The sequence below is a fragment of the Rhodoluna lacicola genome, assembly GCF_000699505.1.
Taxonomy (GTDB): domain Bacteria; phylum Actinomycetota; class Actinomycetes; order Actinomycetales; family Microbacteriaceae; genus Rhodoluna; species Rhodoluna lacicola.
On the sequence record NZ_CP007490.1, the window covers coordinates 1408582 to 1430433 of the forward strand.

The 21852-nt window shown below is 52.0% G+C and carries 27 protein-coding genes; 10 read left to right on the forward strand and 17 right to left on the reverse strand.

Annotation, left to right across the window (positions count from 1 at the left end; translation table 11 throughout):
- Window positions 1-10: 10 nt before the first annotated feature.
- Complete coding sequence (locus RHOLA_RS06865; RefSeq protein ID WP_038503419.1) at window positions 11-436, forward strand: phage holin family protein; 426 nt, start codon at window positions 11-13, stop codon at window positions 434-436.
- Window positions 437-456: 20 nt separating this feature from the next.
- Here RHOLA_RS06865 and RHOLA_RS06870 read toward each other — a convergent pair whose 3' ends face one another.
- Window positions 457-1521, reverse strand: a complete 1065-nt coding sequence (locus RHOLA_RS06870) for an alpha/beta hydrolase family protein (RefSeq protein WP_038503421.1) — start codon at window positions 1519-1521, stop codon at window positions 457-459.
- 262 nt (window positions 1522-1783) lie between these two features.
- On the opposite strand from RHOLA_RS06870, the gene purB reads away from it, so the two are divergent.
- Window positions 1784-3184, forward strand: coding sequence for an adenylosuccinate lyase (gene purB, locus RHOLA_RS06875; RefSeq protein ID WP_038503423.1), 1401 nt, complete (start codon window positions 1784-1786; stop codon window positions 3182-3184).
- Here the strand turns inward: purB and RHOLA_RS07160 are convergent.
- The 8 genes from RHOLA_RS07160 to RHOLA_RS06910 all read right to left on the reverse strand — a co-directional run bounded on the left by RHOLA_RS07160 (window position 3176) and on the right by RHOLA_RS06910 (window position 8973).
- Entirely contained in the window at window positions 3176-3430 is a 255-nt protein-coding gene (locus RHOLA_RS07160) for a hypothetical protein (RefSeq protein WP_051636373.1), read from the reverse strand. The two genes, purB and RHOLA_RS07160, sit on opposite strands and share 9 nt — an antisense overlap.
- Before the next feature lie 9 nt (window positions 3431-3439).
- The gene (locus tag RHOLA_RS07165) at window positions 3440-3946 is read right to left on the reverse strand and encodes a hypothetical protein (RefSeq protein ID WP_051636374.1); all 507 of its coding nucleotides are present in this window, start codon (window positions 3944-3946) and stop codon (window positions 3440-3442) included.
- Between the two features lie 4 nt (window positions 3947-3950).
- On the reverse strand, window positions 3951-5306 hold the full coding sequence (dnaB, locus tag RHOLA_RS06885; RefSeq protein WP_038503425.1) for a replicative DNA helicase: 1356 nt from the start codon (window positions 5304-5306) through the stop codon (window positions 3951-3953).
- A 410-nt stretch (window positions 5307-5716) separates the two neighbouring features.
- A complete protein-coding gene (gene rplI / locus RHOLA_RS06890) occupies window positions 5717-6169 on the reverse strand; it encodes a 50S ribosomal protein L9 (protein WP_038503428.1) in 453 nt (150 codons plus the stop codon).
- Window positions 6170-6180: 11 nt separating this feature from the next.
- Window positions 6181-6456, reverse strand: coding sequence for a 30S ribosomal protein S18 (rpsR, locus tag RHOLA_RS06895; RefSeq protein WP_038503433.1), 276 nt, complete (start codon window positions 6454-6456; stop codon window positions 6181-6183).
- 35 nt (window positions 6457-6491) lie between these two features.
- The gene (gene ssb, locus RHOLA_RS06900; RefSeq protein WP_038503436.1) at window positions 6492-7010 is read right to left on the reverse strand and encodes a single-stranded DNA-binding protein; all 519 of its coding nucleotides are present in this window, start codon (window positions 7008-7010) and stop codon (window positions 6492-6494) included.
- Window positions 7011-7016: 6 nt separating this feature from the next.
- Entirely contained in the window at window positions 7017-7403 is a 387-nt protein-coding gene (gene rpsF, locus RHOLA_RS06905; protein ID WP_038503437.1) for a 30S ribosomal protein S6, read from the reverse strand.
- Window positions 7404-7518: 115 nt separating this feature from the next.
- On the reverse strand, window positions 7519-8973 hold the full coding sequence (locus tag RHOLA_RS06910) for a CCA tRNA nucleotidyltransferase (protein ID WP_038503438.1): 1455 nt from the start codon (window positions 8971-8973) through the stop codon (window positions 7519-7521).
- Between the two features lie 87 nt (window positions 8974-9060).
- On the opposite strand from RHOLA_RS06910, the gene RHOLA_RS06915 reads away from it, so the two are divergent.
- From RHOLA_RS06915 to metK, 8 genes are all read left to right on the forward strand, one after another.
- Window positions 9061-9540 carry an NUDIX hydrolase gene (locus RHOLA_RS06915; protein ID WP_038503441.1) on the forward strand — a complete coding sequence of 160 codons (480 nt, stop codon included), beginning with the start codon at window positions 9061-9063 and terminating at the stop codon, window positions 9538-9540.
- Window positions 9537-10073 carry a DUF6049 family protein gene (locus RHOLA_RS06920; RefSeq protein ID WP_038503443.1) on the forward strand — a complete coding sequence of 179 codons (537 nt, stop codon included), beginning with the start codon at window positions 9537-9539 and terminating at the stop codon, window positions 10071-10073. The genes RHOLA_RS06915 and RHOLA_RS06920 overlap by 4 nt, the downstream gene beginning before the upstream one ends.
- Entirely contained in the window at window positions 10070-11704 is a 1635-nt protein-coding gene (murJ, locus tag RHOLA_RS06925) for a murein biosynthesis integral membrane protein MurJ (RefSeq protein WP_051636375.1), read from the forward strand. The genes RHOLA_RS06920 and murJ overlap by 4 nt, the downstream gene beginning before the upstream one ends.
- Window positions 11705-11766: 62 nt before the next feature.
- Window positions 11767-12687, forward strand: a complete 921-nt coding sequence (gene trxB, locus RHOLA_RS06930; RefSeq protein ID WP_038503445.1) for a thioredoxin-disulfide reductase — start codon at window positions 11767-11769, stop codon at window positions 12685-12687.
- A gap of 25 nt (window positions 12688-12712) precedes the next feature.
- Window positions 12713-13039 carry a thioredoxin gene (trxA, locus tag RHOLA_RS06935; RefSeq protein ID WP_096334822.1) on the forward strand — a complete coding sequence of 109 codons (327 nt, stop codon included), beginning with the start codon at window positions 12713-12715 and terminating at the stop codon, window positions 13037-13039.
- Between the two features lie 64 nt (window positions 13040-13103).
- Window positions 13104-14354, forward strand: a complete 1251-nt coding sequence (locus RHOLA_RS06940; protein ID WP_038503450.1) for an aminotransferase-like domain-containing protein — start codon at window positions 13104-13106, stop codon at window positions 14352-14354.
- A gap of 15 nt (window positions 14355-14369) precedes the next feature.
- Window positions 14370-15338 carry a D-alanine--D-alanine ligase family protein gene (locus RHOLA_RS06945; protein WP_038503453.1) on the forward strand — a complete coding sequence of 323 codons (969 nt, stop codon included), beginning with the start codon at window positions 14370-14372 and terminating at the stop codon, window positions 15336-15338.
- Between the two features lie 68 nt (window positions 15339-15406).
- Window positions 15407-16597 (forward strand): methionine adenosyltransferase, encoded by a 1191-nt coding sequence (metK, locus tag RHOLA_RS06950; protein WP_038503454.1) that lies wholly within the window; start codon window positions 15407-15409, stop codon window positions 16595-16597.
- On the opposite strand, the gene RHOLA_RS06955 is transcribed toward metK, so the two are convergent.
- The 8 genes from RHOLA_RS06955 to rpmH all read right to left on the reverse strand — a co-directional run bounded on the left by RHOLA_RS06955 (window position 16594) and on the right by rpmH (window position 21530).
- Entirely contained in the window at window positions 16594-17550 is a 957-nt protein-coding gene (locus RHOLA_RS06955; protein WP_038503457.1) for a ParB/RepB/Spo0J family partition protein, read from the reverse strand. The genes metK and RHOLA_RS06955 overlap by 4 nt on opposite strands.
- The gene (locus tag RHOLA_RS06960) at window positions 17540-18430 is read right to left on the reverse strand and encodes a ParA family protein (protein ID WP_038503458.1); all 891 of its coding nucleotides are present in this window, start codon (window positions 18428-18430) and stop codon (window positions 17540-17542) included. The genes RHOLA_RS06955 and RHOLA_RS06960 overlap by 11 nt, the downstream gene beginning before the upstream one ends.
- A gap of 40 nt (window positions 18431-18470) precedes the next feature.
- Window positions 18471-19106, reverse strand: coding sequence for a 16S rRNA (guanine(527)-N(7))-methyltransferase RsmG (rsmG, locus tag RHOLA_RS06965; RefSeq protein WP_038503459.1), 636 nt, complete (start codon window positions 19104-19106; stop codon window positions 18471-18473).
- Between the two features lie 106 nt (window positions 19107-19212).
- Window positions 19213-19752 carry a Jag family protein gene (locus RHOLA_RS06970; RefSeq protein ID WP_038503461.1) on the reverse strand — a complete coding sequence of 180 codons (540 nt, stop codon included), beginning with the start codon at window positions 19750-19752 and terminating at the stop codon, window positions 19213-19215.
- A 5-nt stretch (window positions 19753-19757) separates the two neighbouring features.
- Entirely contained in the window at window positions 19758-20696 is a 939-nt protein-coding gene (gene yidC, locus RHOLA_RS06975) for a membrane protein insertase YidC (RefSeq protein ID WP_038503463.1), read from the reverse strand.
- Entirely contained in the window at window positions 20697-20996 is a 300-nt protein-coding gene (gene yidD / locus RHOLA_RS07305; protein WP_038503465.1) for a membrane protein insertion efficiency factor YidD, read from the reverse strand.
- A complete protein-coding gene (gene rnpA / locus RHOLA_RS07310; protein WP_038503467.1) occupies window positions 20997-21344 on the reverse strand; it encodes a ribonuclease P protein component in 348 nt (115 codons plus the stop codon). It lies immediately after the preceding gene.
- Between the two features lie 48 nt (window positions 21345-21392).
- Window positions 21393-21530 carry a 50S ribosomal protein L34 gene (gene rpmH / locus RHOLA_RS06990; RefSeq protein ID WP_038503470.1) on the reverse strand — a complete coding sequence of 46 codons (138 nt, stop codon included), beginning with the start codon at window positions 21528-21530 and terminating at the stop codon, window positions 21393-21395.
- Window positions 21531-21852 lie beyond the last annotated feature (322 nt).

The window sequence follows — 21852 nt, forward strand, 5'->3', positions numbered from 1 at the left end:
CAATCTAAATATGGTTCGATTTCTAGTCAGCACCGTAATTAATGCACTTGGCCTATGGGCGGTAACCCTGTGCATCCCGGCGATCAAGCTAACTCCCTACGGTGGCACTGAACTTTGGCAAACCATCGCATCGTTCCTGCTGGTTGGTGCGGTTTTCGGCTTCGTCAATGGCATCATCGCCCCGGTCATCAAAGTCTTGGCACTGCCGCTCTACATTTTGACCTTTGGCCTGATCTCGTTCCTGATTAACGGAGCCCTGCTGCTATTTGTGGCCTGGCTTTCACAGCTCTGGGGCAACGGGGTCTTCACCATTTACGGCTTCAACCAAGAAGGCCTCACCGTTGAGTCGCTGGGTTGGGCAATTTTGGGCTCAATCGTGATGAGCATCACCGCATTCTTCGCCCGCGCGGTCTTCAAAACCCTGCGCCTGATTTAAGCCCTGCTACTCGAGAGGGTCTAGTCCACCCGCTTCAGCTCAAAAACCGTGGTTTCCCCGGTTTCAACACCGATACTTCCGTTCGGCCAAAAATCACCCAGCAGCTGATCGCGCACTCGGCTCAGGCCAAAGTCTTGGGATTTATCGGCCAATTCGGCTGTTTTGGTGTAATTCTCAATTTCATGAGCCTCCAAAACGGCAGCCAGCGGGGTAGAAATTGGCAAAACTCGCTCCACCGTGACCAGGTTTAGGGCCAAAGGGTTAGCTTTTAGCCCCAATTTGGGCACAATGTCGTTTTTGTGCTGAATTGCCACGGTTGGCACCGGAAGCTTCTCGGCTAACTGGCTAATTGGTGCCCCAAAGGTGACCAAACCCTTTACCCGCTTGTCATTCAGGGCAATGTTGGCTCCAATGAGTCCGCCCTGGGAGTGGCCAACCAGCAAAATCCGACTGCCGGCGGTTGCCCCCGCTGCGGCGAGCGCCAGTTGAACCCCGCGTTCGCTGGCCGCCAGGCCCGGACCCTTCATGGCCTGCAAGTTGGAGGTGAAATCTATGGGGTTGCCCAGCCCGATTGGGCTCCAGGTTTGGGTGCCTGGCAGGTAGGCCACGAATCTGGTTCCGTAGCGCTCGACCACAATGTTCCCCTGGCCACTGATCTGTTCCAGCCGCTTGCCCAAGCCCTCTAGGCCAAGGGGAGCGGAACGCCAAAACTTATCCACAGGGGTGGCCGTCACCTTGTGTTCGCGAAACATGCCCACCTCATTGGCCAGGCCAATTAGGCCGCCGGCAATTATCGGTGCTGAAATAAGGCCAAGGTCGGTGAGCTCTCTGGCCAGCAGCCCCTCGCCGTCGAAGTATTCGTTGGCGGCCGCGTCCAGAGCCTGCATCAAAAACCTGATTCGCTCTTGAACCGCGGGCAGTTCCATGGCCAGGCCGATGCGCTTGAGCGGGTTGTTTAGAAAATCGTGCGGCTCAACCTGGTCGCCAAGTAGATTCGCCACCGTGGCCAGCCCGGTTTGAATTCTCTCGATTTCGGCTCGGGTGGCAACAATCGCGGGGTCACCGCCGTAGCTAACAATTGCCAACTCGGCGCTCCAATCAAAGTGCCCACGACGACAATCGCACGGCTAAGTTTTGAAGTTGATGGGCGAGTGCCTCAATTGAATTTGCACAGGCGCTTGCTGCTGTGCCTTGCCACAGAGTTGGGTTCGGCAAACAAAAGCGCAGCGAGACGATTGCTTGATTAATTGCGTGATCGATTGAATCCATATGCAGATGATGGGGTAGGTATCGGTGTTTATGAAGCCAGCGCCGGAATCTGTGGAAAAGTTGGGGCAATATAGATGGGTGAGCAAACTTTCAATCCAGCCAATTTCCCCTCTTGATGGTCGCTATCGCGCGGCAGTATCAGACTTGGGATTCCACCTTTCTGAAGCTGGACTAAACCGCGCACGCATCGCGGTTGAGATTGAATGGCTAATTCAGTTGGCCAACCGCAACCTGCTAGAGACAAACTCGCCAATCAGCGAAGAGAAGCAGGCCGAACTTCGCAACATCATTCGCAACTTCAGCGACGAAGACGTTGCCACCCTGGCTGCAACAGAGGCCACCACCAAGCACGATGTGAAGGCCGTTGAATATTTCATTCGCGGCAAGTTGGATCAGCTTGGTCTTTCAAACTTGGCCGAGCTAACTCACTTTGCTTGCACCTCTGAAGACATTAACAACTTGTCTTACGCAATCACCGTGCGCGATGCAATCAACGAGGTTTGGTTGCCAAAGGTGCAGATTCTGATTGGCAAGTTGCGTGAACTTTCTGCCAAGTACGCAGGCGATGCAATGTTGTCGCACACTCACGGTCAACCGGCAACCCCTTCAACCATGGGTAAAGAGCTGGCGGTTTTCATTCACCGTCTTGAGCGCCAGATTCGCCGCATTGAAGATGCCGATTACCTTGGCAAGTTCAGCGGCGCCACCGGAACTTTTAGCGCGCACGTTGTTGCAGCACCAAATGTTGACTGGCTAAAAGAATCTGAAGATTTTGTTCGTCACCTTGGTCTTACCTGGAACCCACTGACCACTCAGATTGAATCACACGACTGGCAGGCAGAGCTTTACTCAGCGGTGGCGCTGTTCAACCGCATCCTGCACAATCTATGCACCGATATCTGGTCTTACATCTCTATGGGTTACTTCAAGCAGATTCCCGTTGCTGGTGCAACCGGTTCTTCAACCATGCCGCACAAGATCAACCCAATTCGTTTTGAAAACGCAGAATCTAACCTTGAGCTTTCAAACGCAATTTTGGATTCTCTGGCATCGACCTTAGTGACCTCTCGTTTGCAGCGCGACCTGACTGACTCTTCATCGCAGCGCAATATTGGTCTTGGTCTTGGTCACTCGCTACTGGCGATTGATAACGTCACCCGCGGACTGCACGAAATTGATCTTTCAAAGGTTGCGCTTGACTCAGACCTCAGCGATAACTGGGAGATTCTGGGTGAGGCAATTCAGACTGTTATTCGCGCCGAGGTTGCCGCTGGTCGCTCAACTATTTCTGACCCTTACGCTCTGCTAAAAGAACTCACTCGCGGCAAACGTCTAAGCGGCGAAGACATGATCACCTTTGTGAATGGTCTAGAAATTGGTCAAGAAGCTAAGTACAGATTGCTGCAGTTGAAGCCGCACGATTACACCGGTCTTGCCGAAGAACTCGCTAAGCGAATTCAAGCCAAGTCGTTACTTTAGGCGCGGCTGATTTGGATCGGCGTCGTCATCTTTTACGGTCAGCGCCAAGGTTGCAATGCTCACCAGTGAAACGATGAAGGTAATCACAAACCAGATTGAGGTGCGCTGAAAAGCGCCTTCTGCCTCATCAACACCGCCGGTGCCAAAGAAGACAAGAACTGCAACGAAAGACGCTGCCGCAAAAGACAGTGTTAGGTAGGTGCGAATGCTGCGTGCAGCAGAGGATTTCTTTGGCTTGTTTGACATGTGTCTAGCCTAAGCCTTTGGTGACGCTGAAGATATGCCCAGATGCACACCCAGGATGATTGCGTAGGCGCCAAAGAATCCAACAAATGCAACGGGATCAATCCCCGATACAAATCCGCTAATCGAGACAGCAACAATCAAACCAAAATTAATAAATGCGTTTAATGCAGAGTCTTTGCGAGATACCGAGCCTGGCTTTGAAGTGAATAGCTTGCCCACTTCAAAGAATCCGTTTACGAACGGCCAAATGAACATCAAGCCAAAGAACCAAAGTTGATCAAGCTGAACAATCAAGACGATTGCAAAAATCAAAAGAGCAACGTAGAAAACTAACTTGATGATGTTTGATGTTCGCCCTTCATTCTTGGCAACCAGGATTGCGCTTGAGATTGCAAATCCGGTGGCAAGAATTACCAGGCCCATGTTTCCAATCAACGCATCGTGAATCTGCGAGAAGGTGATGAAGATGCCGGTAATGATTGCGGCGGCTGCCTGAACGGCTTGTGTTATTCGCAATTAATTAAGCTTTCATATTCATAAAACGAGAATATTGTCCTTGGAATGCAACCACAACTGTTCCGGTAGGTCCGTTTCGTTGCTTAGCAAGAATAAGATCTGCCTCACCAACGCGCGGGTGATCTTTTTCGTACTGCGCCTCGCGGTGCAAAAGAATTACTACGTCAGCGTCTTGCTCCAGTGATCCCGATTCACGAAGCTGCGAAATTTCTGGCTTCTTGTCTTTGGTCTGCTCAGAGTTTCGGTTCAGCTGTGAGATAGCAATCACCGGAACATTAAGTTCTTTGGCCAAAAGTTTTAGGGCACGTGAGAACTCTGAAACTTCTTGCTGACGTGATTCAACTTTTTTACCCGATGTCATTAGCTGCAGATAGTCGATCACAATCATCTTTAGATCAACGCGTGACATCAGACGACGAGCCTTTGCGCGAATCTCTACCAGAGTCATGTTTGGTGAGTCGTCGATAAACAAAGGTGCATCGTTGATCTGACCACGCACCGCTGCAAGGCGGCTCCAGTCGGCATCGCCGATTGCACCCTTACGCAGGTTCTGCAACGGAATTTGTGATTCCGCAGAAAGCATGCGCATTGCGATTTCTGCGCGACCCATTTCAAGTGAGAAGAAAACAGTTGCCTTGTTGTGTTTGATCGCTGCGTTGCGAGCAAAGTCCAAAGCAAGCGTTGACTTACCAACCGCAGGTCGTGCAGCAAGAATTACAAACTGACCACCGTGCAGGCCGTGAGTCATTTCATCAAGCTCTGCGAAACCGGTTGGCACGCCGGTCATTTCGCCGCCGCGTGATTGCGCGTTCTCAATTTCGGCAATCGCGGCCTCTAGTGAGGTGTTAAGGTCAACGATGTCTTCTTTGGTTGCACCGCGCATCACACCATAAACATCGTTTTGCGCCTGGTTGACTAGATCTTCAACTTCACCCTCGTTGGCATAACCAAGCTGAGCAATTTTGGTACCAACTTCTACCAGGCGACGAAGGGTGGCCTTTTCGGCAACGATCTGCGCGTAGAAAGCTGCGTTGGCAGCGGTAGGAACAATTGAAGTGAGAGTGTGTAGATAGTCGGCGCCACCGGCCTTGACCAGGTTGCCCGCCTTGGTGAGTTCATCGGTGACGGTAATTACGTCTGTTGGTTCACCCTTGGCAAAGAGGGAAAGAATGGCGTCGAAAATGATTTCGTGCTTTGGCGCGTAGAAATCAGCGCCGCGAACTGCCTCTTGAACCTCGGCCACAGCTTCGGCAGAAAGCAACATGCCGCCCAGCGCGCTTTGCTCGGCCAACATATCGTTTGGCAGCATGCGCTCGTTTCCGCGGCTTGGATCAACCGGAGGAACAGCTAAAAGTGACATTTAAACCCAATCTTTAGGCCTTCTTCAGACCGATACTTGTCTAGCATCCACTACTGACACGCATTACTAAAACTAGGCTGTGAACAAGAATGTGGATAACTGTGCAGACACGCCGTTCTATATGTGGATAACCTGTGGATAAACCTGTGGGGAATATGTGGAATCTGCCCCCAATCCCTTGTTTTTACAAGGGTTTTGGGCTGGGGATAAAAGTATTCAGAAAACCCTAAACCTAACCCTCAAGGTTGTGTATAACTCGCCCAAAACCACACTTATCCACAGGGCGACGGCGTGTTATCCACATGTCCTGGCACAATGGCCCGTCATGCAAAAACGGGTCCCCACTGGGGACCCGTTCTCAAGTAATTCGCACAAGTTGCGAACACCGCGTCTAACGCCGCGCTCGGTCCTTACTTGCGACCAGAAACCTGGAGGGTGATGGTTGCAACGGTGTCGCCGTGTAGACGAACGGTTGCTAGGTGCTCACCGGTGGTGCGGATCGGAGCTACGAAAGCAATCTTGCGCTTGTCGATTTCACCAAGACCAGCTGCTGCAACTGCTGCTGCAACATCTGCGGTCTTTACTGAACCGAACAAACGACCACCAACGCCAGCCTTGGCAGTCAAACGAACTGACTTGCCTTCTAGAGCTGCCTTTAGAGTGTTTGCTTCTTCAACAGTTGCAAGTGCACGAGTTGCGCGAGCAGCCTTGATTGACTCAACCTGCTTCTCACCACCCTTGCTCCATAGAACTGCAAAGCCACGAGGTAGTAGGTAGTTACGAGCGAACCCGTTCTTAACCTCAACTACATCGCCAGCTGAACCAAGGCCTGAAACCTCGTTAGTAAGAATGATCTTTGACATGGGGTTTCTCCTTAACGGCCAGCGCCTGCGTATGGCATAAGTGCCATCTCGCGAGCGTTCTTGATAGCACGTGAAATTAGGCGCTGCTCCTGAACAGAAACACCGGTGATGCGACGAGCGCGGATCTTGCCGCGATCAGAAACGAACTTGCGAAGAGTTGCGATGTCCTTGTAGTCGATGATGCCGACCTTCTGGAACTTTGCTGGTGCTTCCTTCGCAAACTTTGATGCGCGCTTTGGCGCATCGCGCTTTGCAGCGTTACGTGGATCACTCTTTGATAGAGCCATTTGTTTTTCTCCTAAAGAAAATTAAATTTGAAAATTTAGAAAGGGGTGTCGTCGCTCATTGATGGAGCGCCTGGGTTTGCCCATGCATCATCAGCCGCTGGCTTTGACGCCATTGACTTTGGTGCATCGCCCCATGGATCGCCAGCAACAGCAGCTGCACCAGCACCGGCGCCTGCGCCAGCTTCGCGAGCACGACGAGTAACCGCAGCAGTTGCATAACGCAATGATGGGCCGATCTCATCGATCTCTAGCTCAAGTGAAGCGCGTGCTTCGCCTTGTGCTGACTGGTAAGCAGATGGTGCCTTTAGGCGACCGGTAACAACAACGCGAGCACCCTTGGTAAGTGACTGAGCAACATTCTCAGCAACTTCGCGCCATGCGGTGCAGCGAACCCAAACGGTTTCGCCGTCATCCCATGTGCTGGTGTTCTTGTTGTAGGTACGAGGTGTTGAACCAACACGAACGCTAACTACGGCAATGCCACCCTGGGTGTAACGCAGTTCAGGATCGTCAGCAAGATTGCCAACGATAGTAACTACTACTTCGCCTGCCATTTGTAATTACTCGCTCTTTCGAGGAGCTGACTTACGTGGGCCCTTGCGAGGTGAGTCTTCAGACTTTGAGAAGTCAGGAACTTCAACAGGAACAATCTTTACGATTGCCTCTTCTGCGCGAAGAACCTTGGTACGCAAAACTGCTTCAGAAATCTTTAGCTGGCGATCCAACTCAAGAACTGCTTCTGATGTGCAGGTCATGTTAACGACTGCGTAGATTCCTTCTTTGTGCTTAGCGATTTCGTAAGCAAGACGACGACGGCCCCATAGATCAACGTTGTCAATAGTGCCCTTGGCATTACGGATTACGTTTAGGAACTTGTCGAGTGATGGTGAGACGGTTTTTTCTTCGATGGTTGGATCGAGAATTACCATGAGCTCATACTTATGCATAACTAACCCACCTCCTTTGGACTAGAACGGCCATGGGATTTCCATGACAGGAGGGTAAATTGCATATTTCTATTGCCACCGATGGAATACAGAGCTTCCGGGCAACCTGGTTAGTCTACCGGTTGGCCCACCAGGCAAGCAAGCGCTTTTCTGCCTCCTCGGCGCCTATCGGGCCCTCTTCTAAACGCAGCTCCATCAAAAACGCGTAGGCCTCGCCCACCTGCTTCGACGGCTTCAGATCCAAAATCCGCATGATGTCCTCGCCGCTCAGATCCGGGCGAAGTGCGTTGAGCTGCTCTTGCTCCATAATCACACCGATACGCTGCTCGAGATCGTCATAGGCGTGAGCCAGGCGATCGGCCTTGCGCTTATTTCTGGTGGTCACATCGGCTCGGGTTAGGGCATGTAGTCTCAGCAACTGGTCATCGGCATCGCGAACGTAGCGGCGAATGGCACTATCGGTCCAGGCCTGATCGGAGTATCCAAAGAATCTCAGGTGCAGCTCAACCAATCGGGCCACGGCCTTGATGGTGTCGTTGTCAAACTTCAGGGCCTTCATGCGCTTAATGGTGAGTTTTGAGCCCACCATATCGTGGTGATAGAAGCTCACCCCGCCGCCCGGCTCTAGTTTGCGAGTCAGTGGCTTGCCGGTGTCGTGCATCAGTGCCGCAAAGCGCAGGATGAAGTCACCCTCTAGGTTGTAGTCCTTTTCATAGTCAATTGCCTGCTCCACCACTGTCAGGGTGTGCTCGTAGACATCTTTATGGTGGTGGTGCTCATCGGTTTCCAGCTTTAGAGCGGGCAATTCCGGCAGAATCTGGGCCGCCAGCCCACTGTCTACCAAGGCTTCCAGCCCGGCGCGGGGGTGCTTACCCAGCATTAACTTGGTTAACTCCACCTGGATTCGTTCGGCCGAGATGATCTCAATCCGCCCAGCCATGGCCTGCATGGCCTCAAAAGTAGCCGGTTCAATCTCAAAACCCAGCTGGCTGGCGAACCGCGCGGCCCGAAGCATGCGCAGTGGGTCGTCAGAGAAGGAATCCTCCGGTTTTCCGGGGGTGCGCAGCACTCCGTCGAGCAGATCTTGCAGACCTTTATATGGGTCTACGAATTGTTTGGCGCCTACTTCGACCGGCGCGGCTCCCCCTCGTTCACTGGTTAACCGAAGCGCCATTGAGTTGACGGTGAAATCACGGCGAAAAAGGTCATCTTCCAGGGATTTGCCGAAGGTAACCTCCGGGTTTCGCGAGTCTTGCTGGTACTGATCGGCCCGGTAGGTGGTGATTTCAATGGTGTCATCGCCGATTCGGGCACCGATAGTGCCAAAGGCGCGGCCGATATCCCAGTGGGCATCCACGTGGGGCTTGAGGATTGCCAGGGTTTCATCGGGGTTGGCCGAGGTGGTGAAGTCCAGATCTGGGGCTTTTCGGCCCAAAAAAGCGTCGCGAACCGGGCCACCAACCAGTGAAAGCTCGTGCCCGGCCGCTTGGAAAATGCGTCCGAGTGTGACAAAAAGCGGACTATCGGTAGTCCGCTCCAGGTTGGCTAGCGCCTCTTTCACGTCGAGCATCCTCTAATCGTGCCACAGCCACGGCGGCGGATGGGGGCCAAAGTTGCATATCGGGTGCCGGCAGAAGCGAAGGTTTAGAGTTGCTTTATGAATCCACCGGCAACTGGCGCTAATCGAGGGCGCCGACTCACCCGAGTGGAAGAAACCTCGGCCGGCGGGTTCGTTTTGGCCCAGGATGGCAGCCTTCGCGTGGCACTAATTGGCCGCGAAACCAGATCCGGGCGCATCGACTGGTGTGTGCCAAAGGGGCACCCAGAGGGCGAAGAAAATCACGAGCAGGCCGCAATTCGCGAGATCGCCGAAGAGACCGGCCTGGAGGTTGAGATCATCGAGCGCCTGGGTGACATCAAATACGAATTCTCGGCCGGCAACAAACTTATTTCAAAGACCGTGCACCACTTTTTAATGCGTCAGGTTGGTGGCTACCTCACGGTAGAAAACGACCCGCAGCAAGAAGCGGTTGACGTGCAGTGGTTTGAGATTGACTCCCTGCACGAAACCCTGGCCCACGAGAACGAGCGCCGCATCGCCCGCGGAGTCCAAGAGTGGATTGCGAGAAACGTTTGAAAAAACTAATTGCAATTTTGCTCGCGGTGGCATCTGTGTTTGTTGGAGTGCCGGCACACGCGGTGGAAACCAAAGACGGCGAAGGCATTTACATCGTCACCGGTTCTGAAATTAATCTGGTTGCCCGCAGCTCAAACATTCCGATTCAAATCAAAAACACTTTTGCCTCAGACGTAGTGGTGCACGTTCACGTGCGACCAACCAACGCCAGGGTTTCTGTTCCAATTGCAGTTGCGGTAAAGGTGCCGGGCGAAACCACCGTGACCGCAAAGATTCCGGTGAACGCTGTGGCCAACGGAAAAGTTTTGTTGCGCGCGTGGATTGAAACTTTCTCCGGTTTGCAAATTGGCAAGGCGGTTGTGTTGAGCATGAACGTAAATGCCGATATCGAACTTGCCATGCTGCTTGGTTTTGGTGGAGCAGTTGTGCTGCTACTTGCAATTGGTATCGTGCGAACTGTTCGCAAGAATCGCAAACTGCATGAACAGCAAATGCGCGAGGATTCAGCAGTTGACTTGGGAATGAAAATTTGAGCGGCAAGTCGGTAGCTCGCTCGTCGATGCTGATGGCGTCGGGCACAATTATTTCTCGCGTTCTGGGTTTTGCGCGCACAGTTTTGTTGGCCGCGGCAATTGGTGTGACCACAGATGCCGCCGACGCATTTGGTGTTGCCAATCAACTGCCAAATAACGTTTACGCAATCATCGTCACCGGTTTGCTAAACGCGGTTTTGATTCCACAGTTGGTGAAGGCTCGTTCCAACACCGATGGCGGCAAGGGCTACGTTGACCGATTGCTAACTTTGATCCTCAGCGTTTTTTTGGTGGTCACACTCGCGGCAACAATTGCATCGCCGTGGTTGGTGAGCCTTTACACCAGCGGCTGGACGCCAGAGCAGTTGGCGCTGGCCACGGCCTTTGCCTACTGGTGTTTGCCGCAGCTTTTCTTTTACGGTTTGTATTCGCTGCTTGGTGAAGTACTAAATTCACGCAGCGTGTTTGGGCCCTACATGTGGGCTCCGGTTTTGAACAACATAGTTTCAATGGTTGGTCTGATTGCGTTCATTATTTTGTTTGGCCTTGACCCAACCGGAACGCTAGACATCACCGCTTGGACGCCGGCACAAATTGCCTGGTTATCTGGTAGCGCAACAGTTGGTGTTGCCGCGCAGGCTTTCATTTTGCTTTGGGCTTGGAAGCGCGCCGAGATTAAATTCAATTTGAATTTCAAGTGGCGCGGTTTTGGTTTGCGCCCGGCGCTCAAGGCGGCCAGCTGGTCACTCGGCATGGTGGTGGTTACACAAATCGGTGGTGTGGTGCAAACCATCGTGGCCTCACAAGCAATTAGCGCGCGTTCAGAAAATGCGGCCGTGGCATCGGTTGCTGTTGCCGGTGTGGCCTGGTTAATTTTTATGGTGCCGCACTCGGTGGTAACCGTTTCAGTTGCAACCGCTTACTTCACCAAGATGGCTCAGCACGCGCACGAAAAGAAAATGGATCTGTTCAAAAAAGATTTCTCTGCGGGTCTTCGCGCCATCAGCGTGTTTGCAGTTTTCTTTAGCGTTGCCATGATCGTGTTGGCCTATCCAATGTCGCGAGTTTTTATTGGTGAGTTTGATGCAACAATTTCGCTTGGCAACGTGTTGATTGCATTCATGATTGGTTTGTTGCCATTCAGTTTTGTTTACATGATGCAGCGCGCGTTCTATGCACTTGAGAACACCCGCACGCCTTTTGTCTTCACCACGATTCAGATTGCAATTTACATCGTGGGCGCAATTGTGATTTCGAATACCGTTGAAGCAAAGTGGTTAGTGGTGGCACTTTCACTTTTGACTTCAACCACCGTGACCCTGCAGGCGATCATCGCCTACACAATGTTGACCAAACGAGTCGGCAGCCTGGGCGATCACAAAATCGCCACCGCGCTTTCGCAATTTATTTTGGCTGGCGTGATTGCTGGCGCAATTGGTTATGGCGCAATCGAAATCATCGGTGGCATTAAACCTGGTTCGTTCGCGGTGGCATCGGTGTTGTCTTCGTCGCTCACGATTGCCGGAGTTGGTTTTGTGATGTTTGGCATTTACGTGGTTGCCTTACGTTTACTAAGAGTTTCCGAGATAGACACGGCACTGGCCGGACTCAAGGGAATACTGCGCCGCTAAAATTGGCTGATAGCCACAAGTAAGAAACAGTGCCTAAGTGACAGGCCCGGAAAGAAATTCAAATGCGCGACGTCATCATTATTGGTTCAGGCCCGGCTGGGTACACCGCGGGTATTTACACCGCACGCGCGGGTTTGAAGCCGCTACTGATTGCTTCATCGGTTGAAGCCGGTGGCGAGCTAATGAAAACCACAGAGGTAGAGAACTACCCTGGTTTTCCAGAGGGTCTAATGGGACCTGAGCTGATGGCTCACTTCCAGGCCCAGGCCGAGCGCTTTGGCACTGAGATCCTGATGGACGACGTGGTTGAGGTTGACCTCAAGGGTGACGTAAAGATTGTTAAAACCGGCGCGGGCGAGACCTTTGAAGCCAAGACCGTGATTTTGGCAACCGGAGCTGCCTATCGCGAGCTTGGTTTGCCACGTGAAAAAGAGCTTTCTGGCCACGGAGTTTCATGGTGTGCCACCTGTGACGGTTTCTTCTTCCGCGAGAAGACCATTGCCGTAGTTGGCGGTGGCGACTCAGCCATGGAAGAAGCCCTATTTTTGACCCGATTTGCCTCAAAGGTTTACCTGATTCACCGCCGCGATACCTTCAAGGCCTCAAAAATCATGCAGGACCGAGCCCTTGCCCACGAAAAGATTGAAGTCATCTGGAACTCAGAAGTGGCCGAGCTAAAGGGTGAAAAGAACCTAGAGGGCGTGACCCTAAAGAGCACCGTGGACGGCTCAACCAGCGAACTAGCTTTGGACGGACTTTTTATTGCCGTTGGAAATGATCCAAGGGTCTGGCTTGTTGAAGATCAGGTCACGCTCACCCCTGAGAAGTTCATTCAGGTTGAGGGTCGCAGTTCAAAGACCAATCTGCCGGGCGTTTTTGCCTGTGGAGATGTGATTGACCCGACTTACCGTCAGGCAATTACCGCCGCCGGCTCTGGTTGTGTGGCTGCGCTAGACGCAGAGCACTTCCTGGCCAACCACTAGCTTCAAATCTGTACAAAATTAGGAGATTCAGATGTCCAAGGACGTAACCACCGCCAGCTTCCAGGCTGATGTACTTTCAAACCCAAAGCCAGTCCTCGTAGACTTTTGGGCCGAGTGGTGTGGTCCTTGCCGCATGGTCTCTCCGATCCTTGATGAGATTGCTGCCGAATACGGCGACAAGCTTGAGGTCGTAAAGGTAAACGTAGACAACGAGCCTCAGCTGGCACAGCAGTATGGCATCACCGGAATTCCTGCGCTGCAGGTTTTCCACGGTGGCGCTGTGGTGAAGTCAATGGTTGGCGCGAAGCCAAAGAACATCTTGCTTCAGGACCTTGCCGACTACATCAAGTAATTTTTCAACACCGAAAGTCGGTCTCCGCTAGGGGACCGACTATTGCTTTAAGTAAACTAATCTAATGACCGAACTCACCCCGCAGGCAAATAATCTCGACCAATGGTTGGATGCTTATGCGGCGCGCGCGGAAACCCTAACGGTTTCAGAAGTTCGAGCCCTGTTTTCTGTGGTGTCCCGCCCAGAGGTGGTTAGCCTTGCCGGCGGAATGCCTTACGTTGCGGCCCTGCCCAAAGATCTTTTGAGCGATGCCTACGAAAGCATGATGCGCACCCGCGGCGACCTGGCGATTCAGTACGCCGGCGGCCAGGGCGACCTAAAACTTCGCGATCAGATTCGCGACCTAATGGCCCTTGAGGGAATCCACTCATCGGTTGAAGACATCGTGATCACCACCGGTTCGCAGCACGGCCTAGATATGATTGCCGGCCTATTCCTTGATGAGGGTGACGTTGTTCTGGCCGAGGGCCCTAGCTACGTTGGCGCTATCGGTATTTTCCGTCACTACGAAGCGCACATTGAGCACGTCTACACCGATAACAACGGCATGAGCCCTGAAGCTCTTGAAGAGTCAATCGACAGAATGAAAAAGCAGGGCAAGAAAATTAAGTTCTTGTACCTGGTGCCAAACTTCGCGAACCCATCGGGTGTGACTCTTTCTGCTGATCGCCGCCCAAAGATTCTTGAAATCTGCAAGCGCGAACACATCTTGATTCTTGAAGACAACCCATACGGTCTGTTGTATTTTGACAAGCCAGTACCCGATGCACTTCGCGCTACCGACGAAGACGGCGTGATCTATCTGGGTTCATTCTCAAAGATTTTGGCACCGGGTTTCCGCGTGGGTTATGTGCTTGCACCACCTGCGATTCGCGACAAGCTAGTGCTGGCGCAGGAATCAGCCCTGCTCTGCCCAAGCTCGTTTACCCAGTTCATGATCAGCGAATACTTGGCACACGCAGATTGGCAAAAGCAGATTGACACCTTCCGCGGTGTTTATCGCGAACGCAAAGATGCAGCGCTGTCGGCAGTGCGCGAATACTTGCCGAATGTTGAAACGACAACACCCGATGGTGGGTTCTATCTGTGGCTGACTTTGCCAGAGGGAATCGACTCAAAGGCGATGTTGCCGCTAGCGGTTAAGGAATTGGTGGCTTACACACCGGGAACCGCATTCTTTGGTGATGGCACCGGTCAGCGCAATTTGCGTATTTGCTACTCGTACCCAACACCAGAAAATATCAAGATTGGTATCAAGCGTTTGTCTAACGTGATCAATCTGCAAACCGAACTGCTTGAAACTTTCGCCAAATAAAAAAGAGGTATCAAAATGATTCCCAAGGGCAAGGCTGGCAACAAACTAAAAATCACCGTGCTCGCCGGTGGCATTTCACACGAGCGCGACATCTCACTTAAATCTGGCCGCAGAGTTGCCGATGCTCTCACCGATTTTGGCGCCGAAGTTGTAATTCGCGAACCAGACAACGAGCTGCTTTCAAATATCAAAAAAGATAAGCCAGATGTTATCTTCCCTTGCCTGCACGGAGCATCCGGTGAAGACGGCGCTCTGCGCGATGTTCTAACCCTTAGCGGTGTGCCGTTTGTTGGCGCGACTGCATCGGGGTCTAGATTGGCGTGGGACAAATCAATTGCCAAGGTCTTGGTTTCACGTGATGGAATCCAAACCCCGGCATCAATCACCTTGCCAAAAGACACCTTCCGCGAGCTGGATGCCGAGGGAGTGCTGAAGGCGGTCACCAGTTCAATCGCTTTGCCGGTTGTGGTTAAGCCGGCGCGATCGGGCTCTGCCCAGGGCGTCAGCATCGTCAAAACTCAGAACGAACTAAACCGCGCCATGATTGACGCCTACGTTTACTGCGATGTCGCCATCATCGAAAAATACATCGAGGGCACTGAGCTTGCGATATCGGTGATTGATTTGGGTGCCGGTCCGATTGCCCTGCCACCGGTTGAGATTGAACCGCGCGATGGAAAGTACGGATACCACGAGCGCTACATTGCCGGCGAGGCCAACTTCTATGTACCAGCCAGGGTCAAGCCGCAGGTCAATGAAGAGGCGGCCAAGATTGCGATTCGCGCTCACGAAATTCTAGGATTACGCCACATTTCTCGCATCGACATGATCGTTGATAAAAAGGGTGTGTGCTGGTTCCTTGAGGCAAACGTTGCCCCGGGGCTAACCGAAACCTCGCTGGTTCCGCAGGCAATTGCTGCCAGTGGCAACACGCTCGGCGAGGTCTACTATTCGTTAGCCGAAGCGGCAAAACGAAACCTGTAACACTGATACGAAACACCGAAACAAAAACTAAATAGTTCCACTCCTCTAACAGAAATGATGCACTCCTAATGAGCACTCTTCGCCTATTTACATCAGAGTCTGTGACTGAGGGTCACCCAGATAAAATTTGTGACCAAATCTCGGACACTATTCTCGACGCCATGCTAGAACAAGACCCGCACTCACGTGTTGCGGTTGAGACCATGGTCACCACCGGACTCGTTCACGTTGCCGGTGAAGTTACCACCGCGGGCTACGTAGAAATTCCAGCGCTGGTTCGCCAAAAGATTCAAGACATCGGTTACACCTCATCTGACATCGGCTTCGATGGCAAGAGCTGTGGTGTATCGGTTTCTATCGGTGCTCAATCACCCGACATCGCGCAAGGTGTTGATGACGGTTTCGAAAACCGCGTGGGCAACTCTGGCGACAAATACGACTCGCAAGGTGCGGGTGACCAGGGAATCATGTTTGGTTATGCCACCAATGAGACCGCAACACTTTCGCCAACCGCAATCACAATTTCACACCGATTGAGCGAGAAGCTTGCCGAAGTTCGCAAGAGTGGCAAGGTTGATTTTCTTCGCCCAGATGGCAAGACTCAGGTCACCATTGGTTATGACGGTGCGACTCCTAAAACCATTGAGGCAGTTGTGTTGTCAACCCAGCACAATCCTGGTGTAACTCACGCGCAAATTGTTGAGGCAATGACCGCAGAGGTTATCAATCCAATTCTTGAGTCCACCGGTTTGGATTTCTCTGGTGTGAACCTATTCATTAACCCAACCGGCAAGTTTGAAATTGGTGGCCCAATGGGTGACGCCGGTTTGACCGGTCGCAAAATTATTGTTGACACCTACGGTGGCGCAAGTCGTCACGGTGGTGGTGCTTTCAGCGGTAAGGACCCATCAAAGGTTGACCGCTCCGCTGCATACGCCATGCGTTGGGTAGCCAAGAACGTTGTGGCTGCTGGGCTTGCTGATCGTGCAGAGGTTCAGGTTGCCTACGCAATTGGTGTTGCACGTCCAGTTGGTTTGTACGTTGAAACTTTTGGAACCGCACACGTTGCCGAAGAAAAAATTGTTGCGGCGATTGAAGATGTTTTTGATCTTCGTCCAAAGGCAATCATCGAGGCGCTTGATTTGCTTCGTCCGATTTACGCGCAGACTGCAACCTATGGTCACTTTGGTCGTGAGCTTCCAAACTTTACCTGGGAACGCACCGATCGTGCGGAGGATTTGAAATCAGCTATTAGCTAATACTTGATTTCCTGACCAAGTTCTTTAAGAATTCGATTAAGGTCAGCTACCGTCGCGAAATCGATGACTAGCTGACCTTTTTTCTTACCCAAGTTAATCGAGACTTTGGTATTCAAGCGATCACCAAGTTGCTCGGCAATCACTTTTAGTGAATCCTTGCGCGCTCCCTGAGTAATGGTTGCTTTGCCCGCGGTTGCAACTGGCTTGTCCATGCCAACGAGTTCTTCAAGTGAGCGAACCGATAGCCCCTCATTGATTACCTTGTTGGCGAAGTACTCCATGCGGGATGCATCTGGTGCAGAAAGAATTGCACGTGCGTGACCCGCAGAAAGAACACCAGCGGCAACCTTTTGCTGAACTGAGATTGGCAGCTTTAACAAACGAATGGTGTTGGTGATCTGTGGTCGTGAGCGACCAATCTTTTCAGCCAGCTGATCCTGGGTAATGCCAAAGTCGCTCAGCAGCTGCTGATAAGCAGAGGCTTCTTCAAGTGGGTTTAGGTTTGCGCGGTGAATGTTTTCCAACAGTGCATCGCGAAGCATGTTGTCATCCGATGTTTCACGAATAACCGCAGGGATCTTTTTGAGTCCGGCTTCTTTAGAGGCACGAAGGCGACGCTCACCCATGATGAGTTCGTACTTGCCCGGTGAAAGTTCACGAACCACGATTGGCTGCAGAACACCAAACTCCTTAACCGAGTGCACGAGTTCGGCAAATGGCTCCGCTTCAAAAACTTTTCGTGGTTGAGCGGCATTTGGTTGGATTGCGGTGACGTCCAATTCACCGAAGCGAAGGCCGTCAACTTGTACAAGTTCTTGTGCAGATTCGGGTTTTTTGCCATTTTCGCCATTTCCAGAGAAGAAAACGTCGATTGGGCGCTCGCTCGGAACGGCTGAGGTTGGAATCAGTGCGCCAATTCCGCGGCCCAGGCCAACCTTCTTTTTATCTGCCATTTTGTGCTCCCTTTTGTGCGATTTCGATTGCGGCTTCAAGATAACTCAAGCTACCGACAGAAGATTTGTCATGGCTGATCACCGTGCGACCAAAACTAGGTGCCTCAGAAACTCGAACATTTCGTGGAATCACCGAATTCAAGGTCTGAGCAGGGAAGTGCTGACGAACATCATCAACCACGGCCGAGGCCAGCTTGGTTCGGCTGTCATACATAGTCAGAAGAATTGTGGACAGCACCAACTGTGGGTTTAGGGCCTGCTGAATTCGCTCAATGTTTCTGAGCAACTGGCTTAGGCCCTCTAGCGCGTAGTACTCACATTGAATCGGAAGCAATACCTCGGTGGCGGCAACAAAGGCATTTACCGTCAAAAGCCCAAGGCTTGGTGGGCAGTCAATAAAGATGTAATCGGGGTGGTTACCTTGAGCCAGATAGGTGTCGATCGCGGTCTTTAGCAGCGCGTGCCAGTTTTCACGCTCAAAGGCTGTGACAATCTCAATCTCGGCGCCGGCCAAATCGATGGTCGCCGGAAGGCAGCTTAGGTTTGGGTTTTCCGGGCTGACCTGAACGGCGTCCTTGATTTCGGCGCCTTCAATCAGGACCTCGTAAATGCCAAGGGTGCCTTCGCCGTGCTCAATGCCCAGTGCTGTTGAGGCGTTTCCCTGAGGGTCCAGGTCAATAACCAGTACCTTTAGGCTCTTTGCGGCGAGGGCTGCGGCCAGGTTCACGGTTGATGTGGTCTTGCCTACGCCACCTTTTTGGTTAGAAACCGATATAACTCTGGTCTTTAGCGGCTTAGGTAGCGGGGTGGCCTCGATCTTCTTGAGACGAGAGGACGACTGAAACAGTTCATCGCCTAGGGGAGAGCCGGTCATGCTCATTCAGATACCCCCTTCGGTTTCACGTGAAACATTCCGGTTATCACAATAACTTAGTTCGCACCACGCGAGTTGGTTCGTCCAGGAACTGTTCGCCAGTGAATACGATTTCAAAGCTTTCTATGCCCAATTTCTTCATTAGGGGCTTGGCCTCTTCGATTTCTTCGCCAGCCTTGGCTCCCTTGAGTGCAATAATTTCGCCGCCATTTTTGGTCATTGGCACGCACATCCGCAGCAACTGCGGCATGGCCTTAACCGCACGGGCAGTCACCACGTCAAAAACCTCACCGACTTCTTCGGCCCGGTTTCGTAGGACTCGAACGTTTTTTAGGCCCAGCTCTTCAACGGTCTGCTTTAGCCATTCAGATCTGCGCTCCATTGGCTCGATCAAAACGAATTCGGCCTCTGGTTGGGCAATCGCCATTGGTATTCCCGGCAGTCCGGCACCTGAGCCAACATCGCCCACGGTTTGCCCAGGGGAGACCAGTTCGGCAACCACGGCAGAGTTCAGTACGTGCCTGGTCCAAATCTTTGGGTATTCGCGAGGTCCCAATAGTCCGTATGTTTCACCGTCACGAACTAGGGCAGCGGTGTATTTACGTGCAGCCTCGATTCGATCCGCGAATATGAGGGCAGCGGCTGAGGGCTCCGCTTCGGGAGTGAAATCAAGATCTGTCATGAATTCCTCAATGTTTCACGTGAAACTGTCAGGCGCGCAGCTGTGTTTTGGTGAAGGGCGTATATAGCCCGAACCGAAATACAGCGACGAGCTGACTGACTAACCCTTATGAAGGTTTAATGACAATGTGACGCTCGCGGCCTTCGCCCTCAGACTCTGACACAAGGCCAGCCTCTGAAATCACGTCGTGAACAATCTTGCGCTCGTAAGAAGACATTGGCTTCATTGGCACAGCCTCGCCGGTGTCTTTTACCTTGGCAATCAGCTTGTTCACGATGCGGGTTAGCTCATCAACGCGAGCCTGGCGTGAACCGCCAACATCAAGAATCAAGCGGCTGAAGTTGGTGGTCTTTACCTGAACTGCCAGGCGAGTTAGCTCCTGCAGAGCCTCAACTGTTTCTGGGTCCGAAATCAGGCGAAGGTTGCTGTCACCATTTGCGGTCACCTCTAGGTAGGCGCGACCTTGGCGAACATCGATGTCAATATCGCCATCAAGGTCAAAGATATCTAGCAGTTCCTCTAGGTAGTCGGCAGCGATGTCGCCTTCTTCTTCAAGGGCCTTGACGCTAGATTCCGCTGATTCAGCGGCTTCCGGGGCCTGTACTTCAGTTTCGTCCACGACGGTTTCGTTCAATTCTTCAGACATAATTCCTACTTCTTACCCTTCTTGGCGCGGGCTTTTCCGGTTGGTTGGGTGCGCTGACGAGGGGTTTCCTCAACGATTTCGGCCTCTGGCTCTTCGGTCTTCTTTGGCAACTTGCCCTTCTTAGCAAGGCGAGCCTCGCGTTCGTGGTGTGCCTTTGAGCCTGGAGTTGGCATGTTACGAATAACGATGTACTGCTGACCCATGGTCCAGAAGTTAGATGCCAACCAGTAGAACATCACGCCCAGTGGGAACGAGATACCTGAGATCGCAAAGATAACTGGAAACAGCACCAGCATGATTTTCTGAGTTTGCATGTACTGGCTGTTCATGGTCTCTGGGTTCTGGTTCTTAGCCATGATCTGCTTCTGGGTGATGAACTGGGTGGTGGTCATCACGATAATCATTACGGCCGCAAGAATCTTGACCTCAAGGGTACTGCTAGTCAAGAAGGTGTCTTTTAGTGGGGCGCCGAATAGCTCCGAGACCGCAAACTGGTTTGACAGCTGCTCGTTCATTAGGCCAACACCGCCGGTGCCACGAGCGATTGAGTTCTGAGCGTCGTTCAAAACGAAGAACAAACCGGAGAAAATCGGCATCTGAATCAGCAGCGGCAAGCATGAGCTCAGTGGGTTTGAGCCGGTGCGCTTGTAGAGCTCCATCTGCTCTTTGGCAAACTTCTCGCGAGATTCGCGGTCGTTCTTGCCCTTGTACTTCTTTTGCAGCTTCATGATTTCTGGCTGGGCCACCATCATGTTTCGCTGGCTCTTAATCTGCTTCACGAACACCGGAATCAGCGCCGCACGCACAATCACGGTCAGACCAACGATTGAAAGCACCCAGGTAATGCCCTGAGTTGGTTCCATACCGATAAAGGTGAACAGGCTGTGGAATGCAACCAGAATGAGCTCAATTACCCATTTGATTGGCCATAAAAGATCTGGCATTTAATTACCCTTCTTTGGAACTACAAAGCCCTTACTGGTTACCCAGAAAAAGCCTGAACCTGGCTTTACCTCGTCGACGCCTCCTTGCGACCACGGGTTGCAGCGAATGATTCTGAATACGGTCAACACCGATCCAAGAATCACGCCGCGTTGCTGGATTTGTTGCAAGCCGTAGGAACTACAACTTGGGTAGTAGCGACAGACATCCCCATAGAGCGGAGAGATGAGCTTTCGATACAGCTTCAAAAATCCAATAACGAAATTTCTTGGTGCCAGCCAGATTATGTAAAGTAACTGCACTTATCCGGCTGTCTTCTTCACCCCAGTCGAGACCGAGGCTATAAGTTCTGTTCTCAGTTGATCCCAGTTGATTTCAGCTGCTCCCGGAAGGGCCCTGACTACGACTGTGAATCCTGAGGAATATTCTTTGAGGAGTTCCCTGGCTATCTCGCGCATTCTGCGCTTGACCAAGTTTCTTTTGACTGCACCACCAACAGTCTTTGCCACCACAAAACCAAAGCGGGTATGAGACTGGGTCTCATCCCGCTGTAGGTAGGTGACTAGGTGGTCTGAACCAACTTTTCGACCGGCACGCATTGTGCTTCGAAAGTCATCGGCCTTGATCAGGCGATTTTCGCGGGCCAACATTGTGATCTAAGCCACAGTCGATTGACTACGAAGGTTCTTGGGACCTATTTAGGCTGAAAGCTCAGCGCGACCCTTGCGACGACGAGCTGAAAGAATAGCGCGACCGGCACGGGTAGACATGCGCAAACGGAAGCCGTGAGTCTTGGCACGACGGCGGTTGTTTGGCTGGAAAGTACGCTTAGACATTTGATCTCCGTAAATTTTGGGGCTACTGCGTCAACAAGTGCAGAGCAACCTGTTAAACCTAGCCGTTACCTATGAACAGGCGCAAGTTTTTAAGCCCCAAAAAGAAAAAGAATTTTGCCGGATTTTTCACTGAAAACAACTTTATAAAACTGTTAGTAACTATTGGTTTTTAAATTTGCTTAATCTACGAGATATCCACCAAAATCAGGTGTTGTTGAAAATCGCTGGGGTTGTGGATAAAGATATCCACAGGTTCAAAACCGTGGGTAAAACCATGTGGATAACAGCGTATAAAGTAGAGAACCACTGGGCAATAGTGCCT

Excerpts from the sequence above, each read along its gene's own strand:
- RHOLA_RS06865 (WP_038503419.1), top strand. The coding sequence starts at position 11 with ATGGTTCGATTTCTAGTCAGCACCGTAATTAATGCACTTGGCCTATGG.
- RHOLA_RS07160 (WP_051636373.1), bottom strand. The coding sequence starts at position 3,430 with ATGTCAAACAAGCCAAAGAAATCCTCTGCTGCACGCAGCATTCGCACC.
- dnaB (WP_038503425.1), bottom strand. The coding sequence starts at position 5,306 with ATGTCACTTTTAGCTGTTCCTCCGGTTGATCCAAGCCGCGGAAACGAG.
- rplI (WP_038503428.1), bottom strand. The coding sequence starts at position 6,169 with ATGTCAAAGATCATTCTTACTAACGAGGTTTCAGGCCTTGGTTCAGCT.
- rpsR (WP_038503433.1), bottom strand. The coding sequence starts at position 6,456 with ATGGCTCTATCAAAGAGTGATCCACGTAACGCTGCAAAGCGCGATGCG.
- ssb (WP_038503436.1), bottom strand. The coding sequence starts at position 7,010 with ATGGCAGGCGAAGTAGTAGTTACTATCGTTGGCAATCTTGCTGACGAT.
- rpsF (WP_038503437.1), bottom strand. The coding sequence starts at position 7,403 with ATGCATAAGTATGAGCTCATGGTAATTCTCGATCCAACCATCGAAGAA.
- RHOLA_RS06910 (WP_038503438.1), bottom strand. The coding sequence starts at position 8,973 with ATGCTCGACGTGAAAGAGGCGCTAGCCAACCTGGAGCGGACTACCGAT.
- RHOLA_RS06915 (WP_038503441.1), top strand. The coding sequence starts at position 9,061 with ATGAATCCACCGGCAACTGGCGCTAATCGAGGGCGCCGACTCACCCGA.
- trxB (WP_038503445.1), top strand. The coding sequence starts at position 11,767 with ATGCGCGACGTCATCATTATTGGTTCAGGCCCGGCTGGGTACACCGCG.
- RHOLA_RS06940 (WP_038503450.1), top strand. The coding sequence starts at position 13,104 with ATGACCGAACTCACCCCGCAGGCAAATAATCTCGACCAATGGTTGGAT.
- RHOLA_RS06945 (WP_038503453.1), top strand. The coding sequence starts at position 14,370 with ATGATTCCCAAGGGCAAGGCTGGCAACAAACTAAAAATCACCGTGCTC.
- metK (WP_038503454.1), top strand. The coding sequence starts at position 15,407 with ATGAGCACTCTTCGCCTATTTACATCAGAGTCTGTGACTGAGGGTCAC.
- RHOLA_RS06955 (WP_038503457.1), bottom strand. The coding sequence starts at position 17,550 with ATGGCAGATAAAAAGAAGGTTGGCCTGGGCCGCGGAATTGGCGCACTG.
- RHOLA_RS06960 (WP_038503458.1), bottom strand. The coding sequence starts at position 18,430 with ATGAGCATGACCGGCTCTCCCCTAGGCGATGAACTGTTTCAGTCGTCC.
- rsmG (WP_038503459.1), bottom strand. The coding sequence starts at position 19,106 with ATGACAGATCTTGATTTCACTCCCGAAGCGGAGCCCTCAGCCGCTGCC.
- RHOLA_RS06970 (WP_038503461.1), bottom strand. The coding sequence starts at position 19,752 with ATGTCTGAAGAATTGAACGAAACCGTCGTGGACGAAACTGAAGTACAG.
- yidC (WP_038503463.1), bottom strand. The coding sequence starts at position 20,696 with ATGCCAGATCTTTTATGGCCAATCAAATGGGTAATTGAGCTCATTCTG.
- rnpA (WP_038503467.1), bottom strand. The coding sequence starts at position 21,344 with ATGTTGGCCCGCGAAAATCGCCTGATCAAGGCCGATGACTTTCGAAGC.
- rpmH (WP_038503470.1), bottom strand. The coding sequence starts at position 21,530 with ATGTCTAAGCGTACTTTCCAGCCAAACAACCGCCGTCGTGCCAAGACT.